The following is a 21,938-nucleotide window of genomic DNA, read 5'->3' as shown; positions in this document are numbered from 1 at the left end:
TTACCAGGGGCTCTGCGACCGCAGCAGGTCGAGCAGGGTCCTCGCGAACGCCGCCTCGTCGTTGACACCCGGCAGCGGGACGTAACCGAAGTGGTTGCCGGGAAAGATCACCATCGGCGCCTTGATCACGTCGGCGACGGCCTCGGCGGTGCGGAACGGGATCGTGCCCACGACCTGCTTGCCCGCCGCCATCACCACCTTGACCTCGCCGTCCCGGATCGCGGAGAGGTCGGGCCGCCAGCCGAGGTAGGTGCCCATCTTGGTGTCCACCTGGAACTGCCCGCCGGCGGCCACCAGCATCGCCTCGGGCACCGGGCCGAGCACGCCGGTCAGCCGCATGAACCGGACGCCGGAGTCGGGCTGGCCGACCAGATCGTCGAACTGCTGGAGCAGCTCGTCCGCGTCGGGCAGCAGCGAGACCATCGGCGGCTCGTGGGCGATGAGCAGGCCGACCCGCTCCGGATGCCGCGCCACCAGGTCGAGGGCCGCCAGCGCGCCGGCGCTGCTGGCGAAGACCGCCGCCTTCTTCGCGCCGAGATCGGCCAGCACCTGGGCCGCCTCGTCCGCGCGCTCGGCGGGCCCGCCTTCGCGCTGCGTGTATGTGACCACTGTGTACTGCTCGGCGAGGATGTCCAACACCGCGTCGTAGCTGTCCCCGTTGCCGCCGCCCCCGTGCATCAGCAGCAGCAAGGGACCGTCGCCGCGAGTCTTCATGTCCATCATGACCCCCCTTGTTGGACAACAGTACTCGGCGTCGTCGGGCAGACTGGGCGAGTGCGTGGATCTGTTCGGCGGTCCGGCGGCGTGCTCGCCGCCCTGCTGGCCGTGCTCGCGGTGGCCGGCTGCACCAGCGTGGCCGGCGTCGCCGAACCCGAGACCGCCGACCCCGTGCTCGTCGGCGACGGCGTGGCCCCGACCTTCGTGCAGGGCACCGACAACGGCACCACCGACCGGATCGCCGCCTCCACCATCACCGACGTGCAGGCGTTCTGGAAACAGAACTTCCCCGCTGTGTTCACCAAGCAGTGGCGGGACGTCACCGGCGGCGTCTACTCCGTCGACACCACCTCCGACAAGGGCAAGGCCCCGCCGTGCGCCGACAACGCGTCCGACATCGAGGGCAACGCCTTCTACTGTCCCGCCAAGGATTCCGTGGCCTGGGACCGGTCCGCGCTGCTGCCCGTGCTGCGCGACCAGTTCGGCGACGCCGCCGTGGTTGTCGTGCTGGCCCACGAGATGGGCCATGCCGTGCAGAACCGGACCGCGCCCACCCCCGACATGGAACGGGCCGATCCCGACCGGTATCCGACGATCCTCATCGAGACCATGGCCGACTGCTACTCCGGCGCCTTCGTCCGGTCCGTCGTCGACGGCAAGGCCCCGGACCTGCGGATCAACGCCAAGCAACTGGACAAGGCCATCGCCGCGCTGGCCACCTTCCGCGACCCCGTCGGCACCGGCGCCGACGACGAGGGCGCGCACGGCGACGCCTTCGACCGCGTGTCCGCCTTCCAGGACGGCTACCAGCAGGGGCCCAAGCTGTGCGCCGGCATGACCGTCGACAACCGGCAGTTCACCCAGCGGGCCTTCAGCAACCTCGGCGACAAGCAGCGCGGCGGCAACCTCCCGCTGCCCGAACTCGTCAACTCCCTCGTCCCCGACCTCAACACCTACTTCGGCCAGCTCTTCGGTCCCAAGTGGTCCCAGCCCAAGCTCACCCAAACCGACAACGCCGCCTCCTGCCCCGGTGGGGATCAGGGGCCCGTGGCCTACTGTCCGGCCACCAAGACCGTGCTCCTGGCCACCAAGGGCACCCTGGCCACCCTGGTGTCCAACATCGGCGACTACGCCGCCGGCACCCTCATCGCCACCCGCTACGCGTTGGCCGCCCTGTCCTCCCTCGGGCAGCCCGTCGACACCCCCGCCGCCGGCAAGGCCGCCGTCTGCCTCGCCGGCGCCTACACCTCGTCGGTCCTCACCGGCCGGCGGCCCGGTCTCCAGCTCTCCCCCGGCGACCTCGACAAGGCCGTCGGCGTGCTCCTGTCGTACGACTACGGCTCCCGCGGCACCGCCGGCACCGGCATCCCCATCGGCTTCGACCGCGTCCTGGCCTTCCGCTCCGGCTTCACCACCGGCACCAAGGCCTGCGGCGTCTGACTTCCGTGTCCGTTTTCATCAAGACCGGTCCCGTTGCTGTTGCCTAACGTCCTCGGCATGACACCTCAGTTCGCCGTCATCGGTCTGGTCGTCGACGACATGGCCAAGACCCTCGCCTTCTACCGCCGGCTCGGTCTGGACATCCCCGCCTCCGCCGACTCCGAGCCCCACGTCGCCGCTTCGCTTCCCGGCGGCCTGCAGATCATGTGGGACACCGTCGACACCGTGCGCTCCTTCGACCCCACCTGGGCCCCGCCCACCGGCTCTCCCCGGGCCGGCCTCGCCTTCCGCTGCCCCACCCCGTCCGACGTCGACCGCCTCTACCGCGAGCTGGCCGACTTCGGTCACAAGGAGCCGTGGGACGCCTTCTGGGGCCAGCGCTACGCCGTCCTCCACGACCCCGACGGCACCGGCGTGGACCTGTTCTGCCCGTTGGAGGGTTGAGGTCAGGTGGTCTGCGCCCGCCTCGTGAGCAGGGTGGACACTCGGTAGCTGGCGTAGAGCGAAGCCACGAGCGTCACCACCAGCAACGCGCCGAGGGCGAGGACGCCGCCGTCCACCGCCGGCGCGGGCGGGCCGCCGGCCTGGGTGCGGGCCGAGCCCGTCAGGAACGGCACGATGGTCAGCACGGCCAGGCCCAACACCGTCTCCACGGCCACGACCGTCGGGAAATGCCGCAGTGTCAAGGCAAAGCCCCGGCCGAGATCCCCCTCGGCATGGGCCCGGGCGATACGCGGCGTGAGCGCGAGCTGGTTGTAGGCGCCGGCCGCGACCATGGCGGCCACGATGATCAGCTTCACCAGCAGGAACCGGCCATAGGTGGTGGTGAACAGCTGGCCGACCGTGCCCACGTGCCGCCAGGCGAGCCAGACGCCGGAGGCCACCACCGCGCCGACCGAGACCAGGGCCACCGAACTGAACCGCTGCCACATCCGCGCCCAGCACAGCCCGGCCCGCTCGCCGAACCCTCGGGCGCGACCCACCACCGCCAGCCCGAACAGGCCGCCGAGCCAGGCGCAGGCGCCGAGGATGTGGACCTGCGTGAGCCAGCTGTTCAGCTGCGTGTCGACGGTCTGCCCCGCCCAGGTCGTCGGCAGCGCCAGCACCACCGTCCCGAGCACCGCCAGCGGGAGCACCGTGGCCGTGACCAGGGTCGGCCGATCCCAGACGAACAACGTGAGCAGCGCGATCGCCGCCAGCGCGTAGCAGATGTTCTGGATCAGGGTGAGCGTCCCCGACGACACCCAGGCCCCGTGTGGGCCCGGCACGGTGAGGAACGACCAGATCCGGCTCGGGGCCAACGCCTCGCCGAACGTCACCCCCTTGACGCCTCGGGCCACCCGGCCCGCCAGCTGGAGGTAGGCCGCCACCAGCAGCAACGGTCCGCACCAGGCCAGTAATCGCACCGTCGCCCGGTGCGCCGCCCCTCGGTCAGCGACATCCACATCGGACCTCAGCACCGGGCGAACCACCGCCAGGTACACCAGCGCCCCGCCGATCACCGCCGCCAGCGCGGCGAAGTACGCCACCTCGCTGACCACCCGCCACCAGGCCGGCATCGCCGCCTCGGCCGGGGCCGCCGCCATCACAAGAAGGGTCACAAGCCGGTTAGGTTAGGCTTAGCTAAATCACTGGCGCAAGTGCCGGCCGGCCATCACCCAGCACCGACTCCGTCGGGCTGCCCCGGCCGTCACCGCACGTCGACCTGGACCAAGTAGGGGCCGTACTCGTTCTCCGGGTCGTAGGCGCGCAGTCCCGCCGAGCACAGGATTCCGATGATCGCCGCCTGCATGTGTCGCTTCACCGCACCGGAGTGGATCAGGCTGGGATCGTTCGCCCGATGCGGCAGGGTCATCGCCGCGGCGTTGAGGGCCTGCTCGTCCACGTCCCCCACCGGCAGTCCCAACGCGGCCCTGACCAGGCTTTGATCGGGGCACCATTGCACGAACACGCCGCCGCCGTCCGTCTCCTCCGCCCGGTCCACGGCAACCTCGGCACCGGCGACCTGCTCGTCATCAGCGGAATGTCGCCGCGCCGGCAACCCGGCCCGCCTCAGCTCGGCACAGACGCGGTCCGCGAGTTCGTCCCGTCGGGTGAGCACCTCGTCGGACGCGATTCGGATGCCGAAGTCTGACGGGCCGAAGTCGAACGGATCGGCCGAGTCGGCCATGGTTGTCTCCATGTCGGGTAGCTGTCGGCCACCGGCTGGTGCTGTGTCAGGACGCTCGCATCCGCGTGAGGGACACGCCGGCCAGCGCCTTCACCTCTCGTGACAAGTGGGCCTGGTCGGCGTAGCCGGCGTTGGCGGCCACCTCGGCGGGCGGCATGCCGCCGGTGGCCAGCGCCAGCGCGTGTTCCATCCGCAGCACCCGGGCCAGCGTCTTGGGTCCGTAGCCGAAGGCGGCCAGGCTCCTTCGCAGCAGCTGCCGCTCGCTGAGGCCGACCTCATGCGCCACAACGGAAATCGCGCGCCCGGCGCGGAGTCCGGCGACCACCGCGGCGGTGATCGGGTCGACCTCGATACGCGGCCGGGCGATGTCGAGCAGCGCCGCCGTACGGTCGGACGCCCCGGAAACCCGGGCCGTCAGGCCGTCAACCAAACGCTGCGGCCAGATGTGGTCCAGCCGGACCCGGCTGTCCCGCAGCTCGTGGGCCGGCACGCCGAACACCGACGGCCCGGTGCCCGGCATGAACCTCAGCCCCGCGTAGACCCGGCCGGCCGGGCTGGTCATCTCCTGCGCGACGGTGTCGGGTCCGGCGACCAGCAGGTGGCCGTCGGACCAGATCAGGTCCAGGCAGCCGTCGGGCAGGATGCGGTGCGTCTGCGGCTCGTCCACCACCCGACTCCACGCCACCGCCCCGGCCAGACCCGTTGCCCATTCCCGATACACCACCGTCACTCCCGCGAAGTTGCCTTGCCCCAAGCCTTCCGCGCGTCCTCACCCAACACGAGGCGCACGCCCATCCCCGGCAGGGACGGCAATGCCGCCCAGTGGGTGACCTGCTCGTCACTGGGACGGCCGTAGGGCAGCCGGACGACGCCGTCCGAGTCCACGAAGCAGTCGCGGTGCTCCGTCCCGTCCTCGCTGACGTAGTGCCTGGCGAAACGCATCGGCAGCACGATCCAGAAGTCCTCGCCAGGCCCGGTTCCGTCCTCGGGCGGGTAGGTCCCCGACGTCGCCCCCGCCACCGGCATGCCGTCCCCCGGCAGCCCGTCGCGCACGTCCACCCACTCCACCACCACGTCCATGCCCGCTCCTCCTCGTCGAAGGCCAGCATGCCACCGCGGTCTGACAGTTTCAGGCCGTCCACGTCGACGGAGTTGGTAGACAGAGGCAGTGAACCGCTACTACCACCTCTGCTTCGTCGTGCGGGACATCGAGCGGGCGACCGCGGATCTCACGCGCACGCTGGGCGTGACCTGGAGTCCGGTCCGGTCCGGCACGCTCGGGGACTGGAACTACAGCATCGTGTTCTCCGTCGAAGGACCGCCGTTCTTCGAGGTGATCCAGGGCGATGCCGGCAGTCCGTGGGACGCGGCCGAGGGTTCGCGCTTCGACCACATCGGCTACTGGTCCGGGGACGTCACGCGGGACAAGCAGCTCCTGGCGACCCGGGGCGCGCCGGTCGAGTTCGACTCGTGCCCCTACGGCCGTTCGTTCACCTACCACCGCCTGGACAGCATCGGCGCGCGAGTCGAGTTGGTCGATGTCACGGCACAGGAGGGATTTCTCGCCACCTGGGCTCCAGGTGCGACTCCGATGCCGGTGCTCGATCTCGACGAGCTGTGACCTGATGGGCCAAACAGGCTGAGCGATGCTCGCGTGCCGCCGGGGGAAAGCCTTTGGCTCAGCCAGCCGGTTGGCACAACCCGCTACACGCCAACAGAAACCCCGCTCAGGTCGCCACGATCTTGGCGCCGGGGATGGTGAGGACGCCGCCGGACTGGTCGACGTTGGTCACGGTGACGTTCTCGAAGGTGACCTCGGACGGCGTGATCAGCGGCGGGCTGGTGGCGGTGTAGTCGATGGGCAGCCGGATCGGGATCGGGCCGAGGTTGACGACGGCGGTGCCCTTGATCTCGGCGGTGAGCATGGTGACCACGCCGCCGCCGGAGGTGGTGAGGGTGGAGGTGCTGCCGGGGGCGGCGGTGGTGACGATCTTGTGGCCGCCGCCGTTGTCGGCGGTCTGCACGAGGTTCTTGATGTCCACCTCGGTGGCGGTGAACTTGAGGACCTTGATGGTCTTGGCGCCGACGGTCGTGCTGACGACGCCGAGGTACTTGAGGCCGGCCATCTTGATGGAGGGCGATGCCAGCGTCCACACCCGCGTCCCCGCCGGCAGGGCGGGCGGGGACGGGGTGACGGTGGTGGTGCTGGTCGTCGCCGAGGTGGAGCCGGTGGTGGTGCTGGTGGCCGTCGCGCTGCTCGACGACGACGGCGACGTGGTCGAGGTGGGCGCGACGGTGGTCGTGGTGCTGGTGGCCGGGGCGGACGGCGTGGTCACCGAGGTCGTGGCCGGCGACGGGTCGGCGAGGGCAGGGGTGGGCGCGCCGACGCCGTGCACGGTCAGGGCGGCGAGCAGCACGAGGGCGACGGCGGCGGGCGGCACGGCCTTGGCGGCCTTGCGCTTGCGGACCTTGGGGGTCCACGCCATCGCCAGGGCGGAGCCGATCATGCCGAGCAGCGTGCCAGCGATGAAGCCGCCGAGATTGGTGGTGACCAGGGCGACCAGCGCCAGGATCAGCGCCGCGATGCCGGCGGCCAGCCGGAACTGCGGGCGCAGCCACATGCTCAGCGCGCAGACCACCAGCAGGGTGCCGATCAACGCGCCGGACAGGCCGCCGACGGTCTGGATGGACAGCGCCATGGCGCCGAGCTGGAACGAGGCGAACGGCGGGAAGATGATGATCAGTCCGGACAGCAGCAGGAACAGGCCTGCCCAGAACGGACGGCTGCGCCGCCATCGGCCGAACGCGCGCCACGCCCTGCCGACTACGGAACCGGCCACGTGCGAACTCCCTTCCAAGCACGACTGCGGCAGCACCCGGGGGACAGTGCTGCCGCAGTCGCAGGTGATCGAACTACTTGATGCACTGGTTGTTGCCGGAGGCGATACGCAGGCTCATGCCCTTGAAGGCGATGGTCTGCGCCGAGGTGCCCCAGGCAACCTGCTTCAGGTTGTCGATCGTGATGTGGCTGGCCTGCATGCCGAAGTCGCCCGGCCGGCCCTGCACGCCGATCGGACCGCCGCTGACCTGGCTGGCGTCCACGCCGATCTCGGGGTTGGTCAGCGTGAAGTCGCCGTCCACCTGCGCGACGTCGACGAGCATGTTCTCGGCGTGCATGCCCTTGCCGCCGTCGGCCGTGATCCGCAGCGTGAGGTCGCCGAGGATGGGCATGTTCGGCATGAACACCGACTGGCAGAAGTTGTCCAGATCGGCGCTCTTGAAGGCGTTCTCCGCCACCGGGTGCAGCGCGTTCGGGCTGGCCGCGACCCCGCCGAACTGGACGAATCCGGTGCCGTCGAGGTGGCTCGAGGTCACCTCGAAGCTGCTGCCGGACACCGCGAACGACGCGGCGAACGCGCCCTGGGACACACCGACGAGCAGGCCACCGGCCAGCACGCCGCCCACCGCGAACGTGCCGGCGAAGCGCAGCCACCGGGTGCGGCCCCGGACGGGCTCGACCGCGGGTTCGACCTCGTCGCCGAACTCGACGTCGTCGGCTTCGCGCATGGCTTTCTCCCTTCCAACAGGCGAAGTACCCGTCGGTAACTTCGTGACGAGACTCACGCGCTACAGTGGCCAGCACAAGCGATCGGTGCCCGCTGGAGCAGAATTCACCCCCCAGAGTGAGATATTTTCACGTTCCGATCACGGCTGAAACGCGTCGCCAACCGCCGGACAGACGGGCCACTACGCCAGTAGGGTGCTCGCGGCGAAGCAAAAGGCGGCAAGGGGAAACACGGGAATGAGCACGGCAGGTCGACGTCTCGGGTCGACGGTTTTCGCTTTGGTGGCCGCGATCGCGCTGCTGAGCAACTGCTCGGCGAAGGTGGCCGGCACGGCGTCCCCGCTGGGGCAGCTGGATCCCGGCTCGGCCGGCGGAATGCCGGTCAACACCGGCCAGTCGGGCCCGCGCCCGGGCGTGCCGGACGCGACGCTGCCGGTGGTCAACACCGACCACGGTGAGATGGACCGGTTGGCGGTCAACACCATCTCCGACGTGGACGACTACTGGACCGACCAGCTGCCCAAGGTGTTCGGGCGCCAGTTCCAGCCGGCCGCCACGCTCACCTCCTACGACTCCGACGGCGCCAACGTGCGGGTCTGCGCGGGCCGGGAGAACACGGCGGGCGTGGTCAACGCCTTCTACTGCAACCTGGACAACAGCGTGTCCTGGGATCGCGGCGAACTGCTGCCGACGCTGGTGCAGAACTTCGGCCCGCTGGCGGTGACGATGGTGCTGGCCCACGAGATGGGCCACGCGATCCAGACCCAGCTGGGCCCGTTGTCCGGCGTGAACAACGCGACGCCCAGCATTGTCCTTGAGCAACAAGCGGATTGTTATGCCGGTTCCTTCATGCGCTCCGTCGCCGAGGGCAAGGCAAAGCATTTCCAGATGTCCACCGGCGACGGCCTGAACAAGGTGTTGGCCACCACCTTCTTCGTGCGCGACGACCCGGGCAGCTCCTTCAAGGGCAAGTCGGCCCACGGCAACGCCTTCGACCGGGTCTTCGCCTTCCAGACCGGCTTCACCGACGGCCCCAAGCGCTGCGCCCAGATCGACGTCAACGAGATCAACAGCCGGATCACCGAGACGGCCTTCCGCAACGACGAGGACGCCAGCCAGAACGGCAACGTGCCGATCACCGTGGCCAACCTCCAGATCGTGGCCAAGGCCCTGGGCGACGTGTTCGCCAAGGCGGCGCCGCCGAAGCTGGTGACCCCGCTGGCCACGTGCGCCGACGCCAAGACCACCTCGCCGACCGCCTACTGCCCGGCCACCGACACCGTCTCGATGGACGTGGCCAAGCTGAAGGTGATCGGCACGCCCACCAAGAAGGGCGGCGGCATCGGCGACTTCGCCGCCTTCGGCGAGGTGGCCAGCCGATACGTGCTGTCCGTGCAGAAGGCGGCCAACCTGCCGCTGGACGACGCCAACACCGGCCTGCGCACCGCCTGCCTGGTCGGCTCCTGGGGCGCATCCATGAAAAAGGAGACCGACCAGCTGGTGCTCAGCGCCGGCGACCTGGACGAGGCGGTGGCCGAGCTGCTGGCCCCGAACAGCCTGATCGCGGCCGACGTCAACGGGAAGCCGGCCGCGTCGGGCTTCGCCCGGGTGGAGGCGTTCCGGATCGGTTTCCTCCAGGGCGCCGGCACCTGCACGCAGCAGTTCGGGAACTGATCAGGCCGAGGCGTTCCAGTCCCACTCGCGGGCCAGCCGGATCAGCTCCGAGCGCCGCCGGCTGCCCAGCTTCTCCCGGATGTTCTCTAGGTGCCGGTTGACGGTGCGGACGGCGACGCCGAGCTCCTCGGCGATCTCCCGGTTGTCGTAGCCGCGGGCCAGGCAGCCCAGCACCTCGCGCTCCCGGCTGGTCAGCGCCGAGCGGTGCTGGAACTCGCCGACCAGCCGGGCGGCGAGCTCGGGCGGCAGCACCGGGCCGTCCAGCACGGCCAGCACCGCGGCGGTGAGCTCGGCGGTGGTCGCCGATTTGCTCACGTAGCCGTGCGCGCCGGCCTTCAGCGCGGCCAGCACCTCGCCCGGTGAGGCCTGGGACAGCACGAGCACTCTGGCCTGGGGTCGGACGCGGGCCAGATGCTCGATCAGGTCCATGCCCTGTTCGTCGCCTAGTCGCAGGTCCACCAGCACCACGTGGACGAGTTCCACGTCGAGCACGCGGCAGGCCATGGCCTGGTTGTCGGCCTCGCCGACCACGGTCAGGCCGGGGTGCTGGTCCAGGCTGGCCCGGATGCCGGCCCTGGTCACGGGGTGGTCCTCGACCACGAGGACACGAACGGTCGAGGTCATCGGTGCTGTTGTCACGGTCCACTCCTCAGTTCCAGCCGCACCTCGGTCCCCCGACCGGGGCGGCTCCGGATGGTGACGCTGCCGCCCAGCCGCTCCAGCCGGGCGCGGACGCTGACCGAGAGCCCGAGCCGGCCGGAGGCGGTCAGGTCGGACTCGTGGTACTCGAAGCCGACGCCGTCGTCCCGCACGTCGACCGTGATGACGGCGCCGTCGTCCAGCACCGAGATCCAGACGTGCTCGGCCGAGGCGTGCTTGACCACGTTGCCGAGCAGTTCGTTGACCGCGGCCGCCAGCTCGGTGGCGACCTCGGCCGGCACCGAGATGTGGCCGCTGTCGACCAGCCGGACCGGCCACTGGTGGTAGCCGCCGGCCACCTCGGCGATGGCCTCGACCAGGGACCGGGCACCGGCCGGAGTGCTGTCCTGCTCGGCCAGCACCAGCCGGCGCAGGCTGGCCTCCTGCCGGCCCACGTCGGCCATCAGGCCCCGCAGCTCGGCCCGGGTGACGTTGCCGCGGTCGGCGAGGTCGCCGCCGAGCTTGCGGATCTGGCCGAGGCGCTGCAGCACGTCGTCGTGGATGTGGGCGGCGATCCGCTCCCGTTCCCGCAGGCCGGCCACCACGGCCCGGCCCTCGGCCAGCCGCAGCGAGACCCGCTCGAACTGGCTGGTGGCGATGCCGACCGCGCCGCCGAGCACGACGTAGGCCAGCGCGCTGCCGACCAGGCTCAGCTGGTCCAGGAAGCCGGCGTCGAACAGCGAGGAGCCGTTGAGGTAGTAGCTCACCGGCAGGCACAACGCGACGGCGACGCCGGCGAACACGCCGCCCCGCACGCCGTGGACGGTGGCCCAGGCGGCGATCGCGGCCATCGGATAGGCCCCGGCGAAGGTGGGGTGATCGGTCAGCAGCTGGCCCTGCGGCCCGATCCAGCCGGAGACCAGCAGCACCAGGATCGCCAGCAGCAGGTCCACGGCCAGCACGCGGTCGGTGCGGCGCACGGCGGCCACGGTCAGCCAGGCGGTCCAGCCCAGCATCGCGCCCAGGGTCAGCACGGCCAGCGCGACCCGCTGCTCCAGCACCTGCCCGCTGAGCAGCGCGACGACGGCGGTCCACCCGACGGTGAGCCACCGGAAACTGAGAATCAGCAGCATCGGCGCGGGGTGGGCCCGCGTCACGCCACCGTCGGCCATGCGACGACCCCCATCGCCGGTTTTCCTACCTACTCTGGAGCATCGAGCCCTACCGTGGATACACGTGAGGACGGGGGAACTTACCGACATAGTCGGCGTCCAGGTTGCTTGGTGGCAACTCGGATTTCGTGGCCGCCGGGACGTGCTGGGGCGGGCCAGGTACGGCGGAACCGGTTTGGGCGACGAAGTCGGTCGCGCCTGGGCGATGCAGGTCCTGCTCGCGCCCTGGTGGTGGCGGGCCGCCCGGGCGGCCGCGGCGGCCGGCGCCGCGCTGCTGGTGGTGGTCATCGCGGAGACCGGCCTGCTGACCGAGATCCGCGACGCCACCGTGGCCGTGCTGTTCACGGTGCTGTTGGCGTTCGCCGTGACGGCGGTGATCACTTGGCGGCAGACCCGATGGGCCCGGGTGATCGCCGGGCCGGCCGGCGAGCACGCCCGGCCGGAGTCGGTGGTGATACGCAAGTTGCAACTGACCGTGGCGGTCCTGCTGGCCGTCGCCGCCCTGGCGCTGTTCCTGCAGTCCGCCGCCGTGACGACCGCCGACGACGTGAACTGCCGGATCCAGCCGACCGACCCCCGCTTCTACGCGATGGCCAAGAACAGCGGGGTCGCCGCCGCCGGCGTCGGCCTGTGTGCCATGGACTACCCCGTCACCGAGAAGGACGGCACCGCCTGGATCAAGGAGGCCAACGGCACCTACCTGTACTGGTTCCCGGTTCTCGGCGCGGACATCTCGATGCCTCCGGCCATGCGCGACGCCTGGCTGCGGTACCACGACACGCTCGGCCAGCCGGTGGACTCCGACCGGCTGGACGGCGACGCCACCTACATCAACTTCGCCCGGGGATACATTCTGGAACGCCCCGACCAGCCGCCGGACGTCGAACCCGGCCGGTACCAGCCGGTGGCCAAGCCCGAAGCCTGCACGGATCCGAGCCGGCCGTGCATCACGAGCGCGAGCCAGCAGCCCGACGGGACCATCCAGCTGACCTGGCGATACCCGACCAGGGCCGACGCGTTCAACGTCAGCTACTGGGTGATCGGCCAGCGCGGCACCACCAGCTACGAGACGGCGGCCCCGCACTTCGTCCTGCCTGACCCAGTGCCCGGCGTGACCTACGGCTTCCGGGTGCAGGCCTGTCAGAAGCACTTCCTGGCCCGGTCGACCTGCACCCGGAACTCCAACTCGGTGGCCGTGACCACCACCCGTTAGAACAGGGCGCTGGCCAGGTTGCGGCGGGCGGCGGCGACCCGGGGGTCGTCGCTCGGGAACAGCTCGAACAGGCCGACCAGGTGCTGGCGCACCCGGTCCCGGTCCTCGCCGAAGGTGCGGCGCACGGTGTCCACCAGTCGGGTGAAAGCGGCCTCCACCTGGTTGGCGGCGATCTGCGCGTCGGCGGCGGTCAGCTGGGCCTCGACGTTGTCCGGGTCGCTGTCGGCGGCGGCCACCGAGGACGGGTCGGCGGCCTCGGCCCGGGCGGTGAAGCGGACCTGGGCCAGCGCGGCCTTGGCGTCGGCGTTGGCCGGCTCGGCGTCGAGGATCTCCTGGTAAGCGGCCTCGGCGGCGTCGTAGTCACCCTGCTCGAAGGCGTCCTCGGCAGCGGTGAACCGCGGGTCCTCGGGCTCCTCGTACGGCTCGCCGGCGGTGGCGCCCTGCTCGGCCACCCGGATGCCGGGCAGCTTGTCGCGCAGCGCGTCCAGCAGGGAGTCCAGCCACTTGCGGATCTCCGGCTCGGGCAGCGCGCCGGCGAAGGCGTCGATCGGCTGGCCGCCCGCGATGGCCACGATGGTCGGGATGGACTGCACGCCGAACAGCTGAGCGATGCGCGGGTTGGTGTCCACGTCGACGGTGGCCAGCACCCAAGAGCCGCCGGCGGCCTGGGCCAGCCGCTCCAGCACCGGGGACAGCTGCTTGCACGGCCCGCACCACTCGGCCCACAGGTCCACGATCACCGGGACCTGCATGGACCGCTCGACCACGTCGGTCTGGAAGCTGGCCTCGGTGACGGCGAAAACGAAGTCGCCGGCGGGCTGTTCGCCGCCGCCGGCGGGGGCCGCGGACGGGGCCGGCTGCCGGCTCACCGCGTCGGCCTTCGCCTTCAGACCGGACAGGTCGACGGCGCCGGACAGCGCCGCGGACAGAGCTGCGCTCTGGCGGGGATTTGGCCTTGTCACGGTTCCATCCTGGCACGAACCGGGCGACGGTTGCCCACGAGTCCGGCTGACAGGACACTGTCCACACATTGTGACCGGTCGGGACACAGGGGGTGGCCATGGTCGCCGGTGGCGAGGACGTCCCCGCCCGGTTGGAGCGGCTGCCCGCCTCCGCCTGGCACCTGCGGGTTCGCTGGCTGATCGGCGCGGTCACCTTCTTCGAGGGCTTCGACCAGCTGGCCATCGCGTACACGCTGCCGTCGCTGAGCGCCGAGTGGGGCCTGAGCGGCGGTCAGCAGGCGCTGGCCATCACCAGCGGCTCGGTCGGCATGCTGCTCGGCGCGCTGGTGTCGGGGGTGCTGGCCGACCGGGTCGGCCGGGTCAACGTGGTGGTGATCTCGCTGGCGGTGACCGCCCTGTCCTGCGTGGGGCTGGCCATCTCGCCGGGCTACGTGTCCTTCGTGGCGCTGCGCTTCGTGCAGGGACTGGGCATCGGCGGCGAGGTGCCGGCGGCCGCGACCTACATCGGCGAGCTGGCCCAGTCCGAGCAGCGTGGCCGTTTCGTGCTGCTGTACGAACTGGTGTTCCCGGCCGGCCTGACCGCGGTGGCGGTGGTGGCCGCGTGGGTCGTGCCGGCGCTCGGCTGGCGCTGGGTGTACGGCATCGGGGTGCTGCCCGCTCTGTTGGTCGGGCCGATCCTGCGCTGGGTGCCCGAGTCGCCGCGCTGGCTGGCCGCCTCCGGACGGGGCGAGCGGGCCATGGGCGTGATGGAGCGGATCGAACGGGCCGTGCAGCGCTCCACTGGCCGGCCGCTGCCGCCGGTCGTGGCCATCACCCGGGCCCCCTCGGTGCGCCGCCGCTACCTGCGGCGCACCGTGATCGTCGGCCTGCTGTGGCTGCTTAGCTACTTCGCCAACTACGGCATCGCCACCTGGCTGCCGACCATCTACACCAGTGCTTTCGACTTACCGGTGTCGACGGCGCTGGCGTACAGCGTGGCGACCTCGGTGGCCGGGCTGATCGGCGCCGTGGCCGTGGCCCTGCTGGTCGACCGCATCGGCCGGCGCGCCTGCCTGGCCGGCGGCAGCGCCCTGGCCGCGGTGACCTTCGGCGTCCTGGCCCTGCTGGGCGCGAACTCCGCCCTGGAGCTGCTGGTGTTGTCGGCCGTCGGCGCGCTCTTCGTGTTCGGCGTCAACCTCGGGCTGTATCTCTACGCCCCCGAGCTCTATCCCACGCCCATGCGTGCCGCCGGGGCCAGCCTCGGCGGTGTGTGGAACCGCCTGGGCGTGATCGCCGGCCCGCTGGTGGTCGGGGCGTTCGCCGCCGGCCTCGGCCTGCCCTCGGCGTTCCTCGTGCTCGGCGTGGCCATGCTGGCCGCCGCCGTCACCGCCTTCCTGTCCGAGGAGACCCGCGGCCGCACCCTGGAGGAAATCTCCCCCTGAACCCCGCGAGTCCCACAGTGTCAAGCCCCGAGTGCTTGGAAAGGACCATTCCTCTCGTCCAACGTCAGGAATGGTCCTTTCACTCAGCATCAGGCGTAGGTGCCGTGGCCCTCGACGACCAGGCCGTCGCGGAGGCGGAGCACCTCGCTGACCTCGCCGCCGGCCTGGTTCCGATAGTTGATCACCAGCACCGCCACGCCGGCCCGCACGCCGAGCACCTCGAAATGGAGGTCGGGGATCCGGCGCAGGCCCTCGGCGTAGTACGCCCGCAGCGCCGGCTTGCCGTGCAGGACGCCGGACTCGTCGCCGGTGAACGAGGCCACCAGCGGCGAGCTCCACTCGACGTCGTCGGCGAAATGCGCCAGGAGCCGGTCGAGATCGTGCGCGTTCCACGCCTCGACCCACTCGGTCGCGAACCTCTCGGCGAACTGCCGCTCCACGGTCACTCCTCCGCGATCGCGGCCAGGTCCAGGGCCATCGGGTGCGGCTTGATCACGCCGACGCCGGCGGCGACGATCCGGCGCAGGAAACCGGTCATCAGCACAGCCAGCCGCTCGGTGCCGGCGTTGCCGAGCACCTGCCACGGCAGCTCGGCGGCGTCGTCGGTGCGGGTCTCGACGTCGTGCCGGGCGCGGGAGCCGTCGGCGGTGATGCGGTTCTCCTTGTCCAGCAGCCCACGTTCGCGCAGCCGGCGCTGGGCGGCGGCCCAGTCGTCGAGGTTCCAGCCGCGCCAGTGCTCCCAGCCCTCCTGGTCGGCGGTGTCCCGGTCAGCGGCGAACGCGACGAGCGTCTCGACGGGATCGAGGCCGGCGGCCACCAGCGCGGAGACATGGCCGTCGCCACGGGACTCACGCAGGATGGTGGTGGCGTGCCACAGCACCAGATGCGGCGGGTCAGGCCACGGCAGCGCCACGTTGGCGGCGGCCAGCGGCCGGCCGCCGATCGGGGTGGCGAGCGCGGCCCGCTGGGCCAGCTGCGAGGCCTCGATCATGTCGTCGCTCAGGACGTCGTCCCCGAGGATCGCCCGCAGACCGGCGTCCACACCAGCCAGCCGGGCTTCCAGGAACTGCTCAGGAGTGGCGATGGTCCACGCGGTCGGGATGGACCGGGCGACCCGTTCCAGCTTGAAGTTGTAGAAGATGGCGGCGATGATCTCCGGCGACACCGGGCCGAGCGGGGCGGCCCGCAGCCCGAAGTAGCCCATCCAGCCGCCGCGACAGCCCAGCGCGTCGGTCGCGGCCCGCGCCTCCGGCGCGAAATAGGTGACGCCGTGGTAGGGCTCGTACAGCTTCCACATCCGCCGCGCGCTCATGACAGATAGCTCTCCACCCGTTCCACCTTCGCGTGTAGCTGATCAGTGTGTCCGGGGCGGATATCCGCCTTGAGCACCAGCGAAACCCTCGGCGCGTGCGCCTGCACGGCCCGCACGGCCCGCTTGACCACGTCCATCAGCTCGTCCCAGTCATCGCCTTCGATGGTGGTGAACATGCTGGTGGTCTCGTTGGGCAGCCCGGACTCCCGGACCACCCGCACGGCGTCGGCGACCGCCTCCGCGACGCTGTCGGACTCGCCACCGAGCGGCGACACACTGAACGCGACCAGCATCGGCCCTCCCTGTCATGGATGCCGGTCAGTCAACCCGCAACGCGGCGGTCCGGCAACAAGCCGTGATCACCGCCGCCCGAACTGCTAGCGTCGACAGCCATGGCCAACCAACCGTTGCCGTTCGACCCGATCGCCCGCGCCGCGGGCACCTGGGAGGAGCGGGTCGGCCCGTCCGGGGCGATGGCAGCGGTCACCAGCGTGATGCGGGTGCAGCAGATCCTCCAGTCCACGGTGGACGCGGCGCTGCGGCCGCACGGGCTGACCTTCGCCCGGTTCGAGGCATTGGTGCTGTTGACGTTCTCGCGACGGGGCAGCCTGCCGATGCGGGTGATGGGCGAACGGCTGCAGCTGCACCCGACCAGCGTCACCAACATCGTGGACCGACTGGAGGCCGACGGTCTGGTCAAGCGGACCCCGCACCCGTCGGACCGGCGCACCACCCTGGTGGAGATCAGCGCGGCCGGCCGCGAGCTGTGCGAGACGGCGACCAAGGCGGTGGTCGAGGTCAACCTCGGCCTGCGCGGGCTGACCGACCGGCAGACCGAGCAGCTGACCGACCTGCTGGCCAAGGTGCGCAAGGCCGCCGGCGACTTCGGCGACTGATTTCGCCGGTTCGCGGGGCAACCTCACATATGCCGCCCACGTCTCCTTAGCACAGAAGCAATTCACTACCTGTCGGGGGACAAACCATGGTGAAGAAGAGCACGCTGGTCGGCGCGGTCGTGGCGGTCGGGGCCGTGGGGGCCCTGCTGGCGCCGACGGCAATGGCGACCACCGCCACCACCACCGCGCCGGCCAGCACCACGACCACCGCGCCGACGACCACGACCGCGCCGGCCGAGAACCCGTTGTGGATCAAGGTGACGCCGCAGTCCGCCCGTGTCGGCGACACGGTGCACGTCGACGTCCGCTGCTGGGCGCCGTCGCTGCCCTCCACCTCGGCGCTCGACATCGCCCGGCACGGCACGACGCTCAGCGGCAGCAGCGACAAGGACGAGGTGCTGCGCTTCGACGCCACCGTGCAGAACGTGCCGGCCGGCGTCTACAAGGTCGGCGTGGACTGCCTTGACGGCCCGAACATGACCTCGACCGGCAAGGCGACGGCCACGTTCACCGTGCTGCCCAAGGGCCAGGTGACCAAGAAGCCGGTGGGCGCGCCGCAGACCGGCGGCGGCTTCACCGCCACGCGGCTCGTCGGCTGAGGTCAGTTGACGGCTGGGGTCAGTTGATCGCGACCGCCCGCTCGGCCAGCCGGCCGGTGCGGGAGGCCCAGCGCTCGAACACCACCGAGCCGAACGGCGGGATACTGGCCACCAGGGCCCACACCGTGGTGCGGTTGTCCCAGCCCAGCGCCCGCCGGGCCAGCAGCGACAGCACCACGTAGGCGATGAACACCACGCCGTGCACCGAGCCGAAGATGTGCACGCCGATGGCGTTGCCCATGGCGTACTTGAAGAACATGCCGATCAGCAGGCCGGCCCAGGAGATCGCCTCGGCCACCGCCACGGCGCGGAACCGCCCGGATGGGGTCTCGAACATGGCACCCAGTGTGGGGCGTGAGCGGGCTCACGCCCCACGCGGGGTTGCGAGGCCGCGCCGATGCCTGGAGCCGCGGGCCGGGAAAATCGCCCTCTGACAGACCTCGCCTCAAACAGCCCGCGATTTTTCCGGCCAAGGCGAAGGCATCGGCTCAGCGCGACCGAGCCGCGCGCGGAACGCGCGCCATGTTAACTGTCCTCCCAGCTGAAGACTCGGGATGCCGCGAATCCCACCACGATGGTGAAGGCGACCAGCACCGCCGAGGGCGTGGCCAGCGCCTCGATTCCCTTGCCCCGCACCAGAACATCGACCATGCCGTCGTTGAGATGCCGTAGCGGCAGCACTTCCGAGACGGTCTGCAGCCACTGCGGGGCGTTCTGCAGCGGGAAGAACGTGCCGGACAGGAAGGCCATCGGCAGCACGATCACGTTGGTGATGCCGGTCGCCGCCTCCTCGGACTTGGCGATGGAGCCGACCAGCCCGCCGATGGCGAAGAACGACAGCGAGCCCAGGATCAGCAGCGGCAGGGCCAGCCACCACTGGCCGGCCAGCTTCAGGCCGAACACCGGCGTCATCGCCACTGCGACGAACAGGATCGCCTGCAGCACCGAGGTTCCGATGGTCACCAGCAGCCGGGACGAGATCACCGTGCCGGTGCCGACCGGGGCCAGCCGGATGCGCCGCAGCACCTGCTTCTTGCGCCAGTTCACCAGGGTCAGCGACGAGCCGAAGATCGCCGAGGTGGCCAGGCCCCAGGACAGGATGCCCGGCGTGAGGTACTGGATCGGGGTCAGCGAGGAGTCCTCCACCTGCTGCGAGTCCAGGTTGACCACCGGCGGCTTGCCGCTGGCCCGCACGTTCACGGCGTCCACGACCGAGCGGATCACCGCCTGCACCGTGCCGGCCTGCACGCTGTCGCTGGCCGCGTAGCGGAGCTGGACATCGTTGCCCCGCACGGAGATCGCCGCCGGCACGTCGCCGTTCCTCACGGCCTGAACGCCCTGGTCGAACGAGTCGACCCGCTGGAAGTCCACGATGCCGGTGCTGCCCAGCGCGGTGAGCACCGGGCCGTCGCCGACCACGTCGATCTTGGTCTTGTTGGACGAGCCGCCGCCGAAGATCAGGCCGAAGATCACCAGGAACATCAGCGGCATCAGGAAGGTGAAGAACAGCGCCACCCGTTCACGGAAGAAGCCCTTGAACATGGCCACCGACAGGCTCTTGAACGCTGTCATGATGCCGCCTCCACGGTAAAGAGCATGTCGGCGGTCATGCCCGGTACTCCCTTCCGGTCAGCTCAAGGAACACGTCCTCCAGCGTCGCCCCGCGGACCTGAAGTCCCTCCAGCGCGCCCCGTTCGGCCAATGTGGACAGCAGTTTGGCCGGGTTCCGGGTGGACAGTCGCAGCGAGACCTCGTCGTCGCTGGCCTCATCCACGCCGGCCAGAGTTTTGGCCTCCGCCAACGGAATGATGCCCCGCTCGATCATCACGTGGGTCGGCGCGTCCAGACCGCGCACCAGCGTCGCCGGCGCGTCCATGGCCAGGATCTTGCCCTTGTCCATGATGGCCGTGCGGTCGCAGAGGATCTCCGCCTCGTCCAGGTAGTGCGTGGTGTAGACGATCGTCTTGCCGCGCTCCTGGATGGCCCGCAGCACGTCCCACAGGTTGCGCCGGGCCTGCGGGTCCAGCGCCGCCGTCGGCTCGTCCAGGAACACGATGTCCGGGTCGTGGGCCAGCGCGCAGGCGATCGACAGCCGCTGCCGCTGCCCGCCCGACAGCTTGTTCTCCCGGGTGTTCGCCTTGTCGGCCAGGCCGACCAGCTCCAGCATGTCCGCCGCCGTGCCCGTGCTCACCCCGTACAGCGAGGCGAACGTCTCCAGCTGCTCGCGGGCCGTCAGCTTCTCGAAGAACGACGACGCCTGCAGCTGCACCCCGATCCGCGGCAGCAGCTTCGTGTTGCGCGGCCACGGGTTCTCCCCGAACAGCCGCACGCTGCCCTCGTCGGGCTTGCGCAGCCCCTCGATGATCTCCAGCGTGGTCGTCTTGCCCGCCCCGTTGGGACCGAGAATCCCGAAGAACTCCCCCTCGCCGACGGTGAACGACACCCCGTCGACCGCCCACAGGTCGCCGTACCGCTTGCGCAGCCCCTCGGCGACGATCGTGCTCCCCTTGCTCATGGCCGGAACGGTAAGTGCCCCGGGATGCCCCGGCGCGCTTTCCACACAAGACCGGAGATTTGTCAGGGTCCCCATTAGACCGATCGGGTGCACCCTCCAGGAAGAGCTGGGACAGCACCCCACGATGCGCTATCGGTTGAGGACAGCACGTAGACCATTCGAACGGCAGGTTCCATGTCAGGCAGACGTGTCGCGCTGCTCATCGTGACCGACACCTATCTCGACGTCAGCTTCCGAGCCTTGCGGGCGCCGCAGGCGGACGGCACTGCGCTGGCCGAGGTGCTCAGCGACCCGCAGATCGGCGGCTTCACCGTCGAGACGCTGGTCAACCGGCCGGCCGACGAGGTGAAGCGGCGCGTACACCGGCTGTTCAGGGAAGCCGGCCGCGACGACACAGTGCTGTGCTACGTGTCCGGGCACGGCATCAAGGACGAGCCCGGACGGCTGCACCTGGCCACCACCGACACGGAACGGGACGCGATCGCCATCACCGCACTCGCCGCCACCCAACTCAGAGAGATGATCGACTCCAGCCGGGCCCGACAAACCGTGCTCTGGTTGGACTGCTGCTACTCCGGGGCGTTTCCCGCCGGTCGGTCGGCGAAATCGGGGGATACCGTTGACGTTGTCGACCAACTGGCCGCGCACTCGGGCCGCGGTTGCGCCGTGATGACCGCGTCCACCGCCATCCAGTACTCATTCGAGGGCGACGCCGACCCCCGCGCCACCGGCCCCACCCGGTCCTCCGTGTTCACTGCCGCCATCGTCCAAGGTCTGCGCACCGGAGCCGCCGACCTCAACTCCGACGGCATCATCGACGCCAGCGAGCTCTACCAGTACGTGTACGACGAGGTTAAGCGCAGCACCCCCGAGCAGACACCGACACGCAACGATCAGGTGGTCGGCGACCTGCACATCGCCCGATCCAATCGCGGCCTACCGCTGGATCCGAGCCTGCCGCTGGATATCCGGCAGAGCCTGAGCAGCGCCAGCCCTCGAATCAGAGCGGCAGGCATCGTGGATCTGGCCGAGCTGGCCGACGACGGCAACAAGGTCGCTCGGGACACGTTGACCCGATTGGTTGGTCACGGCGACCAGCACCTGGCACAGCTCGCACGATATGTCCTGAACCGTACTCCATCCGCAGCTGCCCGAACGGCGACTCCGAAACCGGATGAGCCGCGGCAGAACTCTCAGGTGATGAGCACCGACGACTGGCCGATCCAGCCGCTTCGGGGCGATCCGCCGCTGACGTTGTTCAGAGGCAAGCGGGTTATCGAGCTGCCGCAGAGCATTGAGGTGGACCGATTCGGCCAACCGGACGGCAACCTGACTTACGCCGCTGGCACGCCTTTCCCGCAGCGCTCGCTGGTGCCGGAGTGGGTGGCACGGCCATACCACGTGTATCGGCTTGAACAACCCGTGCAGGCCCTGACCGGCGCGGCCATACCGTGGTTCGGGCAGCCGGGTGGTGGCACCGCTTATCTGTTGCCCAAGTCCGTCAAGGAATTGTTGTCGGACGGCACACTGGTCGAGGTCCGGCCAGGCACGCCGCCTCCGACAGGACAGTGAGGCGGGCTGGTCGCCGGATTGCCGGAGACCAACCCGCCTCGGTCACTCACGAAGCCGCCGCCACGTCCTTC

Annotated in this window: 25 protein-coding genes; 9 read left to right on the top strand and 16 right to left on the bottom strand. The window is 70.4% G+C overall.

Features of this window, described 5'->3' with window-relative positions; translation table 11 throughout:
* A complete protein-coding gene (locus JJ691_RS45380; protein WP_249227446.1) occupies positions 1 to 720 on the bottom strand; it encodes an alpha/beta fold hydrolase in 720 nt (239 codons plus the stop codon).
* Between the two features lie 54 nt (positions 721 to 774).
* On the opposite strand from JJ691_RS45380, the gene JJ691_RS45375 reads away from it, so the two are divergent.
* Both JJ691_RS45375 and JJ691_RS45370 read left to right on the top strand, forming a co-directional pair.
* Complete coding sequence (locus JJ691_RS45375) at positions 775 to 2,157, top strand: neutral zinc metallopeptidase (RefSeq protein WP_249227445.1); 1,383 nt, start codon at positions 775 to 777, stop codon at positions 2,155 to 2,157.
* 57 nt (positions 2,158 to 2,214) lie between these two features.
* Positions 2,215 to 2,601, top strand: coding sequence for a VOC family protein (locus tag JJ691_RS45370; protein WP_211765572.1), 387 nt, complete (start codon positions 2,215 to 2,217; stop codon positions 2,599 to 2,601).
* 2 nt (positions 2,602 to 2,603) lie between these two features.
* On the opposite strand, the gene JJ691_RS45365 is transcribed toward JJ691_RS45370, so the two are convergent.
* The 4 genes from JJ691_RS45365 to JJ691_RS45350 form a co-directional block, all read right to left on the bottom strand.
* The gene (locus JJ691_RS45365; RefSeq protein ID WP_211765571.1) at positions 2,604 to 3,758 is read right to left on the bottom strand and encodes a copper resistance D family protein; all 1,155 of its coding nucleotides are present in this window, start codon (positions 3,756 to 3,758) and stop codon (positions 2,604 to 2,606) included.
* A gap of 89 nt (positions 3,759 to 3,847) precedes the next feature.
* Positions 3,848 to 4,327 (bottom strand): hypothetical protein, encoded by a 480-nt coding sequence (locus tag JJ691_RS45360; protein WP_211765570.1) that lies wholly within the window; start codon positions 4,325 to 4,327, stop codon positions 3,848 to 3,850.
* Positions 4,328 to 4,373: 46 nt separating this feature from the next.
* Entirely contained in the window at positions 4,374 to 5,057 is a 684-nt protein-coding gene (locus JJ691_RS45355) for a helix-turn-helix transcriptional regulator (RefSeq protein ID WP_249227444.1), read from the bottom strand.
* Positions 5,054 to 5,407: an AQJ64_40280 family protein gene (locus JJ691_RS45350; RefSeq protein WP_211765569.1), complete on the bottom strand. Its 354-nt coding sequence runs from the start codon at positions 5,405 to 5,407 to the stop codon at positions 5,054 to 5,056. The genes JJ691_RS45355 and JJ691_RS45350 overlap by 4 nt, the downstream gene beginning before the upstream one ends.
* Before the next feature lie 88 nt (positions 5,408 to 5,495).
* Here JJ691_RS45350 and JJ691_RS45345 point away from each other — a divergent pair, with 88 nt between their 5' ends.
* Positions 5,496 to 5,948, top strand: coding sequence for a VOC family protein (locus tag JJ691_RS45345; protein ID WP_211765568.1), 453 nt, complete (start codon positions 5,496 to 5,498; stop codon positions 5,946 to 5,948).
* 106 nt (positions 5,949 to 6,054) lie between these two features.
* On the opposite strand, the gene JJ691_RS45340 is transcribed toward JJ691_RS45345, so the two are convergent.
* Both JJ691_RS45340 and JJ691_RS45335 read right to left on the bottom strand, forming a co-directional pair.
* Positions 6,055 to 7,167: a DUF6114 domain-containing protein gene (locus JJ691_RS45340; RefSeq protein ID WP_211765567.1), complete on the bottom strand. Its 1,113-nt coding sequence runs from the start codon at positions 7,165 to 7,167 to the stop codon at positions 6,055 to 6,057.
* Positions 7,168 to 7,240: 73 nt separating this feature from the next.
* On the bottom strand, positions 7,241 to 7,894 hold the full coding sequence (locus JJ691_RS45335) for a DUF6230 family protein (protein WP_211765566.1): 654 nt from the start codon (positions 7,892 to 7,894) through the stop codon (positions 7,241 to 7,243).
* A gap of 235 nt (positions 7,895 to 8,129) precedes the next feature.
* Between JJ691_RS45335 and JJ691_RS45330 the strand changes: the two genes are divergently transcribed.
* Positions 8,130 to 9,566, top strand: a complete 1,437-nt coding sequence (locus JJ691_RS45330; RefSeq protein WP_211765565.1) for a neutral zinc metallopeptidase — start codon at positions 8,130 to 8,132, stop codon at positions 9,564 to 9,566.
* Here JJ691_RS45330 and JJ691_RS45325 read toward each other — a convergent pair whose 3' ends face one another.
* Positions 9,567 to 10,205, bottom strand: coding sequence for a response regulator transcription factor (locus tag JJ691_RS45325; RefSeq protein WP_211765564.1), 639 nt, complete (start codon positions 10,203 to 10,205; stop codon positions 9,567 to 9,569).
* Positions 10,202 to 11,377 carry a sensor histidine kinase gene (locus JJ691_RS45320; protein WP_211765563.1) on the bottom strand — a complete coding sequence of 392 codons (1,176 nt, stop codon included), beginning with the start codon at positions 11,375 to 11,377 and terminating at the stop codon, positions 10,202 to 10,204. Before JJ691_RS45320 ends, JJ691_RS45325 begins: the two co-directional genes overlap by 4 nt.
* 175 nt (positions 11,378 to 11,552) lie before the next feature.
* Here JJ691_RS45320 and JJ691_RS45315 point away from each other — a divergent pair, with 175 nt between their 5' ends.
* Positions 11,553 to 12,590: a fibronectin type III domain-containing protein gene (locus JJ691_RS45315; protein ID WP_211765562.1), complete on the top strand. Its 1,038-nt coding sequence runs from the start codon at positions 11,553 to 11,555 to the stop codon at positions 12,588 to 12,590.
* Here JJ691_RS45315 and JJ691_RS45310 read toward each other — a convergent pair.
* The gene (locus tag JJ691_RS45310) at positions 12,587 to 13,552 is read right to left on the bottom strand and encodes a tetratricopeptide repeat protein (RefSeq protein ID WP_249227443.1); all 966 of its coding nucleotides are present in this window, start codon (positions 13,550 to 13,552) and stop codon (positions 12,587 to 12,589) included. The genes JJ691_RS45315 and JJ691_RS45310 overlap by 4 nt on opposite strands.
* 98 nt (positions 13,553 to 13,650) lie before the next feature.
* Here JJ691_RS45310 and JJ691_RS45305 point away from each other — a divergent pair, with 98 nt between their 5' ends.
* Positions 13,651 to 14,973, top strand: a complete 1,323-nt coding sequence (locus JJ691_RS45305; RefSeq protein ID WP_211765561.1) for an MFS transporter — start codon at positions 13,651 to 13,653, stop codon at positions 14,971 to 14,973.
* Positions 14,974 to 15,062: 89 nt separating this feature from the next.
* Here JJ691_RS45305 and JJ691_RS45300 read toward each other — a convergent pair whose 3' ends face one another.
* Genes JJ691_RS45300 through JJ691_RS45290 form a run of 3 tightly spaced genes read right to left on the bottom strand, consistent with a single transcriptional unit; the run spans position 15,063 to position 16,578 of the window.
* Positions 15,063 to 15,413 carry a nuclear transport factor 2 family protein gene (locus JJ691_RS45300; RefSeq protein WP_211765560.1) on the bottom strand — a complete coding sequence of 117 codons (351 nt, stop codon included), beginning with the start codon at positions 15,411 to 15,413 and terminating at the stop codon, positions 15,063 to 15,065.
* Between the two features lie 2 nt (positions 15,414 to 15,415).
* Complete coding sequence (locus tag JJ691_RS45295) at positions 15,416 to 16,285, bottom strand: SCO6745 family protein (RefSeq protein ID WP_211765559.1); 870 nt, start codon at positions 16,283 to 16,285, stop codon at positions 15,416 to 15,418.
* The gene (locus tag JJ691_RS45290; RefSeq protein ID WP_211765558.1) at positions 16,282 to 16,578 is read right to left on the bottom strand and encodes an MTH1187 family thiamine-binding protein; all 297 of its coding nucleotides are present in this window, start codon (positions 16,576 to 16,578) and stop codon (positions 16,282 to 16,284) included. Before JJ691_RS45290 ends, JJ691_RS45295 begins: the two co-directional genes overlap by 4 nt.
* A 99-nt stretch (positions 16,579 to 16,677) precedes the next feature.
* Here JJ691_RS45290 and JJ691_RS45285 point away from each other — a divergent pair, with 99 nt between their 5' ends.
* Both JJ691_RS45285 and JJ691_RS45280 read left to right on the top strand, forming a co-directional pair.
* The gene (locus JJ691_RS45285) at positions 16,678 to 17,181 is read left to right on the top strand and encodes a MarR family winged helix-turn-helix transcriptional regulator (RefSeq protein ID WP_211765557.1); all 504 of its coding nucleotides are present in this window, start codon (positions 16,678 to 16,680) and stop codon (positions 17,179 to 17,181) included.
* Positions 17,182 to 17,267: 86 nt separating this feature from the next.
* Entirely contained in the window at positions 17,268 to 17,780 is a 513-nt protein-coding gene (locus tag JJ691_RS45280) for a hypothetical protein (protein WP_211765556.1), read from the top strand.
* A 19-nt stretch (positions 17,781 to 17,799) separates the two neighbouring features.
* Here the strand turns inward: JJ691_RS45280 and JJ691_RS45275 are convergent, their stop codons facing one another.
* From JJ691_RS45275 to JJ691_RS45265, 3 genes are all read right to left on the bottom strand, one after another.
* Positions 17,800 to 18,117, bottom strand: coding sequence for a DUF3817 domain-containing protein (locus tag JJ691_RS45275; RefSeq protein WP_211765555.1), 318 nt, complete (start codon positions 18,115 to 18,117; stop codon positions 17,800 to 17,802).
* Positions 18,118 to 18,305: 188 nt separating this feature from the next.
* Positions 18,306 to 19,352 (bottom strand): ABC transporter permease, encoded by a 1,047-nt coding sequence (locus JJ691_RS45270; protein ID WP_211765554.1) that lies wholly within the window; start codon positions 19,350 to 19,352, stop codon positions 18,306 to 18,308.
* Between the two features lie 34 nt (positions 19,353 to 19,386).
* Positions 19,387 to 20,295 carry an ABC transporter ATP-binding protein gene (locus JJ691_RS45265; protein WP_211765553.1) on the bottom strand — a complete coding sequence of 303 codons (909 nt, stop codon included), beginning with the start codon at positions 20,293 to 20,295 and terminating at the stop codon, positions 19,387 to 19,389.
* Between the two features lie 174 nt (positions 20,296 to 20,469).
* On the opposite strand from JJ691_RS45265, the gene JJ691_RS53530 reads away from it, so the two are divergent.
* The gene (locus JJ691_RS53530) at positions 20,470 to 21,867 is read left to right on the top strand and encodes a caspase, EACC1-associated type (protein WP_211765552.1); all 1,398 of its coding nucleotides are present in this window, start codon (positions 20,470 to 20,472) and stop codon (positions 21,865 to 21,867) included.
* Positions 21,868 to 21,938 lie beyond the last annotated feature (71 nt).

It is taken from the genome of Kutzneria sp. CA-103260, from assembly GCF_018263855.1.
Lineage (GTDB): Bacteria > Actinomycetota > Actinomycetes > Mycobacteriales > Pseudonocardiaceae > Kutzneria.
This window is presented reverse-complemented; position numbering and strand designations above follow the sequence as displayed.